The organism is Winogradskyella sp., from assembly GCF_013213975.1.
Classification (GTDB): domain Bacteria; phylum Bacteroidota; class Bacteroidia; order Flavobacteriales; family Flavobacteriaceae; genus Winogradskyella.
The window spans coordinates 37400-47488 of sequence record NZ_JABSST010000013.1; the positions used below are offsets into that span (position 1 = coordinate 37400).

Here is a 10089-nt window from a genome sequence, read left to right on the forward strand (position 1 = left end):
CCTATGAAATCATTACAGATATATCTTGTTGAGGACGAACCTCTTATTGCTGAAACCATTAAAACGCTTCTAGAAGAAGAAGGTTATGTAATTTGTGGTGAAAATGACAATGCTAAAGCGGCTATTTTCGACATCGAACAGCTTAAACCCGATCTCATTATCGCAGATATTATGTTAGATGGTAATTTAGATGGTGTAGATATGATGAACCATATCAATAAAAGGTTTGATATTCCGTTTATTTATTTAACCTCACTGTCCGATCAAATGACCTTAAAGCGCGTAACACAAACCCATCCTTCAGGATTTATTGTAAAACCTTTTAATGAAAATACTTTGGTAGCTAATATCGAACTCGCCTACCAAAAATATAAAGCTTCTGTTTCAAGTGTGACCGCAAATGCACATGTTGATTCTATTTTTATAAAAACTAAAGGAGAACTCGTTAAAGTCGCTGTAGATGAAATCTTGTATTTAGAAGCTTATGATAATTATTGCAAACTCTACACCTCCAAAAAAAAACTACTCATCAGTCATACAATGAAATATGTGTCAGAAAAATTACCGCAACAGCCTTTTTTAAAAGTACACAGATCTTACATTGTCAACTACACTAAAATTGATTCACTACAAGAAGGGTATGTATTTATTTCTGGGTATAAAGTTCCTGTTAGTCGAACATATAAAGACAATTTGATGCAACACCTTAATCTCTTGTAAATTTTCACTTCTCTAAATTTGCCGTTGGCTAAATAAATTATTCTACACACCCATTTTTAATTCATGCTGTTGTTAGAGTATCTACATTCGCAGAAAACAAGAAGATGCTCTCTAAACACAAAGACAAAACCATTACACTAACTACAGATTATGAAGGTCATTTTAAACTCACTATTACTGATCGAAAAGGTATGCTATTATGTTCAGAATATATATGTAGTAAAAACCAATGTATTGTCTTAAAGGGATTTTCCTTGAATGAGCATAGCGTAACCATTGCACCAATAGGATAAATACTATGAAAAATACATTTTATAGTATATTGTTAATTCATGTCCTTATGACTTCATACGCTCCTGTATTTGGTCAAGCATTAAATTTCTTTCATTATGGTTTAAAAGATGGCATCTCCCAGCAAACCATTAGATGTATTGAAAAAGACTCTCGTGGTCTTATTTGGATTGGAACTCAGGACGGTCTCAATAGATTTGATGGTCGTAGTTTTAAGGTGTTTAGACATAGCGCTAATGATACACTAGCTATTAAAGGAAAGTTTATTAATGATATTTTAGAAAATAGTGATGGAACAATTTGGGTAGGCACTGCCAATCATGGGGTGAGTTATTATGATCCCAATAAGGATGTGTTTGTTAGAACTTCGATTCAAAGTGGCAACTGCTCAAGTCTATCTAAAGATCTTAAAGGTAATATATATGCTACTTTTTTAGATAAATCGCCTGTTCAATTCAAAAAAAGAGAAAGCCGCTACGAGGCAGAAACACTGCTTAAAAACACACTTTATGAGGAGAATTTGTCGAGTAGCCTTGTTATAAATAGCAAATTATATTTAGGAACATCCACAGGCTCGGTTATCGAAGTTGACCTAGATCAAAATGAGTTGGTTAAGCGACATACATTTGATAAAATTGGCATCATAGACGAAATGTTATTTATAGAAAATCATCTTCTAATAGGATCTTCTCGCGGCCTATACACACTCAATTCAAATAATGAATTAAGCACTATTGATTTAGGCACAATCTCCAACCAGTCTATAGAAAATATTGTTGTAGAAGCGATTACCGTTGTTGAAGACAAGCTTTATGTAGGAACAGACAATGGCTTTTTCGTATTGAATGAATTTTCTGTAGCAACTCCTTTCAAAAATGTAACTCACTATATTGGAGATAAAGCTAACAGAAATACCATCACTTCTAATCGTGTATATGATATTTTAGTAGACGATGCTCTAATATGGATTGGCACCAATAATCTTGATGTAGCATCAATACAACCACCAGTATTTAAAACAATAAATACCTCTTCAGCACCGCGTTTAAATAACAACTACGTATTTTCAATCTTCAGGACTCCAAGTTATTTATTTGTTGGCACTAGGGATGGTCTTAATTGTATTGATACAAATGGAAAAGTAACACTAATTACCAAAGAGAATACTAATCAACAATTAGCATTTAACGTAATTAGAGGCATGGCGCTAGATCAACAGAATAATTTGTGGTTGGCCACTACTAAGGGTGTTTCAGTCATATCTCTTAATAATTTTAATCCAGAAAAACCTATCATCAGTTCCATTTATAATGAACCAGGTAACGAATCCTCTTTAAGCGAAAATAAAACACGTTCCATTTTTGTTGATCACCAAAATTCTATTTGGATCACAACATATGGTGGTGGTTTAAATCGTTTTACAGGGCATTTAGAGGAAAAAATCTATACTTTTGAACGCTACCGCAATGGTCCCTCTAAAAATTCTCTCAGTTCTAACATGGTGTTTCATATCACACAAGACGACAGTGATACCTATTGGATTACTTCAGAGAATGGTCTAAATAAACTTCAATTTGAAAATGAGAATTACCTAAATCCTAATTTTGAAAGATTTGTAGCAGATTCAAAAGACACTAAAGCACTTCAGAGTAATACCACTTTACAGAGTTACATAGATAAGAACGGTACTCTATGGATTGCCACACAAAATGGACTCCACAAATATGATAAAACCACTAATAATTTTAAGCATTACAATGAACAAAATGGCTTATCTAACACCTACGTTTATGCTATTCTCGAAGACCAAGACCAAAAATTATGGGTTTCTACTAATGATGGTCTGTTCAGATTTGATAAACAAAAAGAACTATTTACAAAATTCTCACTCAATGATGGTGTGCAGAGTACGGAATTCAATCTTGGGGCTTCGTTTAATGATAAAGAATCTAATACCCTTTATTTTGGTGGGATTAATGGTTTTAACGCCTTCAATCCTTCTAATATCAGCTCTTTAGACGCAGAAGGCAACTTAATGTTTACTGAGTTGGCCATAAATGGCAAAGCAATAAATCCAATTATTGCATCTAAAAATTTAAAACATGCTATTAGTAAAACCCAATCAATAACCTTAAGTCACTTAGATTTTCCATGTGTTTTAAAATTTTCAGATACTGATTTAAGACCTAGAAAAAGCACCTCTTTTGACTATAAACTAAACGGTACTGATTGGAATCCAACCAATTCAACTCAAGAAATCCAATTATTAGATCTTCCAAAAGGGAAGCATATACTACAAGTAAGAGGAAAATCTAGAGATGTTATTTGGAACCAAGAGCCACTTCAATTAAAAATAACTGTAGTACCATCTTGGTATAAAAGTGATTTAGCATATCTATTTTACCTATTATCATTTCTAGGTCTAGTTTATGCGTTTTATCGTATTAATTTACAACACCAAATTGCAGGACAAGAATCGAAACGACTTCAAGATCTTGACGATTTAAAGTCTCGTTTTATCACCAATATCACCCATGAATTTAGAACTCCACTTACAATTATTTTAGGGTTTTTAGATAATTTAAAAGAGCAGTTCTCTGAAAAGGAAGACATCAACTTTTCGTTGGAAACGATTGAACACAATAGTCATAATCTATTAGATCTTGTTAATCAAATGTTAGATTTAGCAAAACTTGAAAAAGGTCAGCTCAATCTTAATCTAATTCAAAATGATATTTCGGCATTTACAAAGCACCTCTTGACTAGCTTTAAAAGTATTGCAACCGATAAAGGAATTGATTTAAAATTTAACGCCGAACCAATCAAAATTGTTATGGATTATGATTCTGAAAAGATCCGTCAAATTTTAACCAACCTCATTTCAAACGCTATAAAATTTTCCAAGCAAGATTCTACTGTACATATTGAACTTACAACGCTAAATACTTCAATGCTTCAAATTACAATTAAGGACCAGGGATATGGGATTTCGGCTAAAGCCTTACCCTTTATTTTTGATCGTTTTTACCAAGTAGAACATACAGGTCATAAAATCTCACAAGGTACAGGAGTTGGTCTAGCCCTCACTAAAGAGTTAGTTGAATGTTTGAATGGTTATATTGAAGTTGACTCTAAAATCAATGGAGGAACGCGCTTTACGATCTTATTACCCATTACAAATACGGCAACCAAAACGACCATTAATTTTGACAAAAGCCAATTTAACATTGGGACTATCGTCCCTCAATTAGAAAATCTAAGCACCGATAAAGACGCTAATTCAGTACTTATTGTAGAAGACAATAATGATATGGCTCACTACATTGCATCTTGTATTAAATCAGATTACAACATTAACTTTGCCAAGGACGGCCAAGAAGGATTAGAAATAGCTAATCAGCAAATTCCAGACATAATTATCACAGATGTGATGATGCCGATTATGGACGGTTTTGAATTAACCCAAAACCTACAAGATAATTCCAATACCAATCACATCCCAATTATTATGCTCACCGCCAAAGGGATGCAAGAAGACCGTTTAGATGGTATTTTAAGTGGTGCTGATGTCTACCTAACCAAGCCATTCCATAAGAAGGAACTACAATTACGTATGCAAATGCTTATTGCTAAACAAAAAAAGCTGCAGGAACGATATACCGTTAAAACAATTGTAGAACAAAAAGAAGAACAACCTAAAACAAGTGATAAAAAACTTGTTTTTTTAAATACCGTTGTTAATACTATTCATGAGCACTTAGAAAATGTAAATTTTGGACCCACAGAATTGGCTGAATGTTTAGCTATGAGCGATTCGCAACTCTATAGAAAGCTCAAGGCACTTTCGAATACCAGTACTGCTATTTTCATGAGAAAAGTGCGTTTAGAAAAAGGTAAAACTCTATTAAAGCGCACTGATTTATCCGTCGCAGAAGTCGCATATGCCGTTGGATTTAATGACCCAAATTGGTTTAGCAAGACCTTTAAAGAAGAATTTAATGAAAGCCCCAGTGAATTTCGCAAACAATTTATTTATAACCACTTTTAAAGTATTTAATCTGATAATCGTAGTTAATTCCTTTTGTTTGACAGAATACTCCATGTTTTTGAAAAAATAATCTAGGTCGTTTTTAAAGTTAAAAGATAATTTTGAGTAGCTACTAATTTCAAAATTATAATCACATGAAAACGTCATCCCTTCTCGTATCGCTTCTAATTATCAACTCCAGCTTTTTAGCAGGACATTTTTCAACGCAATTATTAGGAAATTTAAATCCGTTAATACTGGGGGGATCTGAACTTATTCTAGGTGTTATATACTATTTCCATACCGTATTGAAAGATGTAAGAAATGCTTTTGATGTAAATATTACATTGTAGCTACCCTAAAACTTGATTACAAAAACACCTCTTTCAATTAAAAATTTATCAAAGGCTAATTGGCCTTTAATTTACACATGGCATAATTGATTGTCTTCAATTATATATTTTGAGCAAAGAAAGCCGGATTAGAGAACGGCTTTCTTTTTATTCAATTTTTCACTACACAATTTTTCATTTCGAAATTTAAGTTTTGTAGTTTTATAGACTTCAAAATACTCAAATATGTCCGATAAAAAACGCCTCTTTTTAGTTGATGCCTATGCCTTGATTTTTAGAGGATATTATGCGTTTATTAAAAACCCAAGAATAAACTCTAAAGGCGAAGATACCTCAGCCATAATGGGTTTTATGAATTCTCTTCTCGATGTTATAAAAAGAGAACGCCCAGATCACTTGGCGGTGTGTTTTGATAAGGGTGGAAGTACAGACCGTGTTCAAATGTTTGAAGCTTATAAAGCCAATCGCGATGAAACACCTGAAGGTATAAGAACCGCCATACCTCATATTCATAATATTCTTAAGGCCATGCATATTCCAATTATGGTTAAAGAGGGTTATGAAGCAGATGATGTTATAGGGACGCTATCACGTCAAGCAGAAAAGGAAGGATACAACGTCTTTATGGTAACCCCAGATAAGGATTTTGCACAATTAGTTACGGATAATATTTTCATGTATCGCCCTGTTTTTGGCGGTGGTTACGAAACTTGGGGAATTCCTGAAGTACAAAAGAAATTTGAGGTGGAGACTCCAGATCAAGTGATCGATTTTTTAGGAATGATGGGAGATGCAAGCGATAATATCCCGGGACTTCCTGGTGTCGGTGAAAAAACCGCAAAAAAATTCATCAATCAGTTTGGAAGTATGGAAGGGCTTTTAGCCAATACGGATCAATTAAAAGGAAAGATGAAGGAAAAGGTTGAAGCCAATGGTGAATTAGGTTTACTTTCTAAAAAATTAGCAACCATTATGCTCGATGTACCCGTTGAATTTGATGCTAAAGACTTTGAGCTTGATCACCCAGATATTGAAAAAGTAAAGGAAATATTTCAAGATTTAGAGTTTAGACGACTTACTGATAATTTTATAAAAACTTTTTCACCTGATGCTACTATTCCTTCAAAATCCGCTACTCAAAAGGATCTAACAACTGAGCCAAGTCCAACACAGAATCAAACTGCTGGTGCTGGACAGTTTTCACTTTTTGGTGGCAATGGCACTACCGAAGAAGTTTCCACCCATTACCAACGTAAAACTGTTAAAAACACATCACACTTTTATCAAAGCATTGCTTCAGGCATGGCAACCAAGCTCTTCGTTAAAAACCTAATGAATCAAGCTTCAGTTTGTTTTGACACTGAAACCACAAGTTTAGATCCTTTAGAGGCTCAATTGGTTGGTATTGCTTTCTCATGGGAAGCTGGTAAGGGATTTTATTTACCTTTTCCTGAAGATAGAAATGAAGCACAATTACTGATTGAGGAGTTACGCCCCTTCTTTGAAAATGAAACGGTTGAAAAAATTGGGCAAAATTTAAAGTACGATATTAAGGTTTTAGCCAAATACAATATTGAGGTAAAGGGTAAATTATTTGACACGATGATAGCGCATTATTTAATTAACCCAGATATGCGTCACAACATGGATGTCTTAGCAGAGACTTATCTTAATTACACTCCAATCTCAATTACAGAGCTTATAGGTAAAAAGGGGAAGAATCAATTATCAATGCGAGATGTCCCTCTAGAAAAACAAACAGAATACGCAGTAGAAGATGCTGACATAACCCTTCAACTTAAAGAACATTTTGAAAACGAACTCAATGAAGCCAACACTCAAAAACTCTTTGACGAAATTGAGATTCCGCTACTTCGTGTTCTAGCCGACATGGAATTAGAAGGTATTAATTTAGACAAAGACTTCTTAGACGCTCTCTCTGAACAACTCAATAGGGATATTGTCAATCTAGAAAAAAGTATTTATGAAGCTGCTGGTGAAGAATTCAATATAGCATCACCCAAGCAATTAGGGGTTATACTCTTTGAAAAGATGAAACTGGTAGATAAGCCGAAAAAGACCAAAACCGGTCAGTATTCTACTGCAGAAGATGTTTTAAGCTATTTAGCAAAAGATCATGAAATCATTAGAAACATCTTAGACTTTAGAGGCCTAAGTAAACTAAAAAGCACCTATGTTGATGCTTTACCAGAACAGGTGAATGCACAAACACATCGTGTGCATACCGACTATATGCAAACCGTTGCTGCAACTGGACGACTGAGTAGTAATAATCCTAATTTACAGAATATACCAATACGCACCGAACGCGGTCGCCAAGTTAGAAAGGCCTTTGTTCCTAGAAGTGAAGATTACATTTTACTAGCAGCCGATTACTCACAGATAGAACTTCGAATTATCGCTGCTTTAAGTAAAGAGGAAACGATGATTGAAGCCTTTAAAAATGGCGAAGATATTCATACCTCTACAGCTTCAAAAGTGTTTAATGTACCTTTAAATGCAGTTACCAGAGAACAACGTAGCAATGCCAAAACCGTAAATTTTGGAATTATTTATGGGGTTTCAGCCTTTGGGTTAAGCAATCAAACCAATCTAACCAGAAGTGAGTCTAAGGAATTAATCGATACTTATTATGCAACCTATCCAAAACTTAGAGATTATATTCAAGACCAAGTGGATTTTGCTAGGGATAATGGCTATGTGCAAACAGTTTTAGGTCGTCGTCGATATTTAAAAGACATTAATTCTCGTAATGCGGTAGTTAGAGGTGCTGCAGAACGAAATGCGGTTAACGCTCCAATTCAAGGAAGCGCTGCGGATATTATAAAGATTGCGATGATTGGAATACACCGCAAATTACAAACAGGAAATTTTAAGAGTAAAATGTTACTTCAAGTTCATGATGAACTAGTGTTTGACGTTTATAAGCCTGAGCTAGAAACAATGAAAACACTCATAATAACTGAGATGGAAAATGCTTACAAGCTTTCTGTACCTTTAGATGTAGATTTAGATATTGGTGAGAATTGGTTGGAAGCGCATTAAAATCACTAAAGAACATAATAAAAGCATCTATTCCATCATTTTTATTTTAGGCCTATGTTTGATGGGTTAACAAAATGCTGTCTAAACAATAAGAGCTATCATCGTATCTATTCTATCCGCAATTATCTTATTGCTTGGAATCCCTTCTTGCTTGATCATAAAACCTTCAAATACGGTGGTTTTACATATTACTTTTACGCTGTCCTATATATACTTATGGGCATAATTTTGTCTTAATATCCTTTGCCCTGTTGAAGTTACTAAATTTTATATAGCCTATAAATCCACAGTAATAGAACAGCTTATAAAATAACAGATTGTGACTCTTCAACCGCAACAAAGTAACATAGAGACCAACAACAACCCTCCTTCAATAATAATGCAACAATGAAAGCGCTTGCGTTTCTACATGACGTCTATCACAAAATGGATTTCTTTAATACAGTTGAGTTAGAAATAAGAAAAGGCTTTTCGGCCGTGATATTTTAGTCAATAACCCTTTAAATTAAACCAAATTATAAAAATTCATGTTTTGAGAGCCTACTTAATTTTAATAATGAGTTTAAGATTAACTATAATTTTTGAAATTCATTACGTAACTTAAGACTCTCATAATCAACACCAAAAATGAAGAGTGTCATTTTAAGTATTTATTTTATTCTGTTTCTTTTTTTGAATGTATTTGCGCAGTACTCCGTTAAAGATAATTCCTTATTTACTTCAGATACTGAGGAATTCACTAAACTTTTAAAAGTCTATAAAACTTTATTACGTCAAAAACCCAATGAGGCAGCTAAATATTTGCGTAAAGCGGATAGTCTATTAAATGTTACTCAAGATATAAAGAGTACAATGACTTTACATTTTGCAAAAGCAGACTATTTTATGTTTACTGTTAAATACGATAGTGTTATTTACAATTACCAACAAGGGTATTTAATTGCTAAAAATCATGGTAACGATCATGATCGCCTTACAGCCTTAGTCGGTTTGGCACGTGGTTATTCAAATAAAAACGAACGTGTCAAATCAGATTCTCTAGCTCAAATAGCTTTAAAAATAGCGATTAAAGAACCTGTAGACTCCCTGAATTTAGCGTTGATTTACGGCGTTTTAGCTAATAAAGAATATGTGGCAGGTAATCACCTTGAATCGTTAGAATTTGAACAGAAAAGTTTACGCTTTAACCAGAAAGATACGGTCTCGAGAATACTAACTTATTTGCGTATTAGTGATCTGCATCAAACAAGACGGGATCCTGAGAAGGCCAAATTCTACATAGACGAAGCATTGGCTTTAAGTGAAAAAATTCAGGATACTAAATCCTTAGCACAGTCGTATGAGAAGCTTGGCGTAGCGGCTTACCATGTTAAAAATTATGAAGAAGCCTTGTCTCATTTTGATTTATCCACTACCTATTTTGAGCAATTAGGTCTAACAAGCTTATTAGCTTCTATTTACTATTATCAAGCAAAAATTTATCTAACAACAAATGAAAGCAATAAAGCCATAGAAAAGTACAATGCAGCATTAAAGGAACTAGAAAAAGCTAACAATGAAATGGGAGTTGCCTACAACTTATACGATTTGGGCAAAGTATATTCCTCTTTGAAGGATTACACAAAAGCTGAG

6 protein-coding genes are annotated in these 10089 nt (G+C 33.9%); all 6 read left to right on the forward strand.

The features are described 5' to 3' along the window. Positions 1-3 precede the first annotated feature (3 nt). Positions 4-720: a LytTR family transcriptional regulator DNA-binding domain-containing protein gene (locus HRU49_RS03025; protein ID WP_296354025.1), complete on the forward strand. Its 717-nt coding sequence runs from the start codon at positions 4-6 to the stop codon at positions 718-720. A gap of 104 nt (positions 721-824) precedes the next feature. After that, the gene (locus tag HRU49_RS03030; protein WP_296354027.1) at positions 825-1013 is read left to right on the forward strand and encodes a hypothetical protein; all 189 of its coding nucleotides are present in this window, start codon (positions 825-827) and stop codon (positions 1011-1013) included. Between the two features lie 5 nt (positions 1014-1018). Continuing rightward, positions 1019-5059, forward strand: a complete 4041-nt coding sequence (locus tag HRU49_RS03035) for a two-component regulator propeller domain-containing protein (RefSeq protein ID WP_296354029.1) — start codon at positions 1019-1021, stop codon at positions 5057-5059. A gap of 134 nt (positions 5060-5193) precedes the next feature. Further along, on the forward strand, positions 5194-5391 hold the full coding sequence (locus tag HRU49_RS03040; RefSeq protein WP_296354031.1) for a hypothetical protein: 198 nt from the start codon (positions 5194-5196) through the stop codon (positions 5389-5391). Positions 5392-5616: 225 nt separating this feature from the next. After that, positions 5617-8457 carry a DNA polymerase I gene (polA, locus tag HRU49_RS03045; protein WP_296354033.1) on the forward strand — a complete coding sequence of 947 codons (2841 nt, stop codon included), beginning with the start codon at positions 5617-5619 and terminating at the stop codon, positions 8455-8457. A gap of 627 nt (positions 8458-9084) precedes the next feature. Next, positions 9085-10089: tetratricopeptide repeat protein (locus HRU49_RS03050; protein WP_296354036.1), on the forward strand; the 1005-nt coding region annotated here is incomplete at its 3' end.